This window comes from Mesorhizobium sp. M5C.F.Ca.IN.020.32.2.1, assembly GCF_004023105.1.
GTDB lineage: Bacteria > Pseudomonadota > Alphaproteobacteria > Rhizobiales > Rhizobiaceae > Mesorhizobium > Mesorhizobium wenxiniae.
On the sequence record NZ_RZSX01001124.1, the window covers coordinates 1 to 1706 of the forward strand.

Genomic DNA, 1706 nt, shown 5'->3' on the forward strand with positions numbered 1-1706 from the left:
TCGCTCGACTATGAGAAGGACGCGTTCAGCGGCTCGGTTCGCGACGAATTGCTCAAACGGCAGCGGGTCGTCATCGGCATAAGGCCCTACGCGGTTCGCCGCTCGAAGGACGGCGTGCCGGCAACGGTTTCGGCCAACCAGTGGCTCGGCGACCAGACGCATATCGCGGCGGATTTCGCCGGCGGTTCGCTCGTTCTGGTCGAACATGATCGGACCCGGCTGGAGCTTGGCGCGCCGATCAATATCAGCATCGATCCGAAAAACCTGCACGTCTTCGATCAGTCCAGCGGCATGGCCATTTCGCACGGCATGGAGCTTGCCTGATGCGGGATGTGCTGATCGGCATCGACGCCGGCACGTCTGTTATCAAGTCCGTCGCCTTCGACACGGCGGGCCGGCAGCTCGCGGCCACTGCGTTGCCGAACCGGTATGAGACCTTGCCGGGCGGCGGCGCCGAGCAGGATCTGGCGCGCACCTGGGCCGATACCGCGACCACCTTGCGCCAGCTTGCCGACAAGGTGCCGGACCTTGCCAGCCGCACCATTGCCATCGCCGTGACCGGGCAGGGCGATGGCACCTGGCTGATCGACAAGGAGGGTGAGCCGGTCGCGAAGGGCTGGCTGTGGCTCGACGCGCGCGCTGCCGCGATCGTCGAGGAGATCCGCGCGCGGCCCGATGACCGGCTCCGTTTCGAAAAGACCGGCAGCGGGCTGGCCGCCTGTCAGCAGGGGCCGCAGCTTGCCTTCATGAAGCGCAACGCGCCTGACATACTTGGCAAGGCGGCGACGGCATTCCATTGCAAGGACTGGCTCTATTTCAACCTGACCGGGGAACGCGCCACCGATCCGTCGGAGGGGACCTTCACCTTTGGCGACTTCCGCACTCGTGGCTATTGCGACGATGTGCTTGAGGTGCTCGGCGTCGCTGATCTCAGGCATCTGCTGCCGCCGATCGTCGACGGCACCAGGCATAGCGCCGGTCTCTCGGCGACGGCTGCCGAAGGGACCGGGCTGCTTTCCGGTACGCCGGTGGTGCTGGCCTATGTCGACGTGGCCTGCACCGCGCTCGGCGCTGGCCTGCTCGACCGCGAGCGCAAGCCCGGCTGCTCCATCATCGGCTCCACCGGCATGCATATGCGGCTTGCGCAGACGCCGGACGAGGTGCTGCTCAACGAGGCGGCGACCGGCTACACGATGACGATGCCGACGCCCGGCGTCTTTGCGCAGATGCAGTCGAACATGGCGGCGACACTCAACATCGATTGGGTCCTTAGCCTCGCCTCCGGCATTCTCGCCTCGCAAGGCATTACGCGCACCAATGGCGAGATGATCGCGCTGGTCGATCAGTGGATATCCGTCTCCGAGCCGGCCTCGCTGCTCTATCAGCCCTACGTGTCGGAGGCCGGCGAGCGGGGGCCGTTCGTCGATGCCAATGCCAGGGCCGGTTTCGTCGGCATTTCGTCGCGGCACGGTTATGCCGACATGGTCCGCGCCGTTTTCGAGGGGTTGGCATTTGCGTCGCGCGATTGCTACGCCGCCATGGGGCCGCTGCCGAGCGAGATCCGGCTGACAGGCGGTGCGGCCAGGAGCCCGGCTCTGCGCAAGATCCTGGGCGCTGTCGTCGGCGCCGACATTCGCACCAGCCAACGCGAGGAAGCCGGTGCGGCGGGCGCCGCGATGATCGCTGCGGTTTGCGTCGGCCAATAC

Annotated in this window: 2 protein-coding genes; both read left to right on the forward strand. The window is 66.4% G+C overall.

Features of this window, described 5'->3' with window-relative positions:
* A partial coding sequence (locus EOA86_RS33530) for a TOBE domain-containing protein (RefSeq protein WP_128345466.1) occupies positions 1 to 324 on the forward strand: 324 nt, incomplete at its 5' end.
* Positions 324 to 1706 (forward strand): FGGY-family carbohydrate kinase (locus EOA86_RS33535; RefSeq protein WP_164892279.1); only part of this gene is annotated, 1383 nt, incomplete at its 3' end. The genes EOA86_RS33530 and EOA86_RS33535, both read left to right, overlap by 1 nt.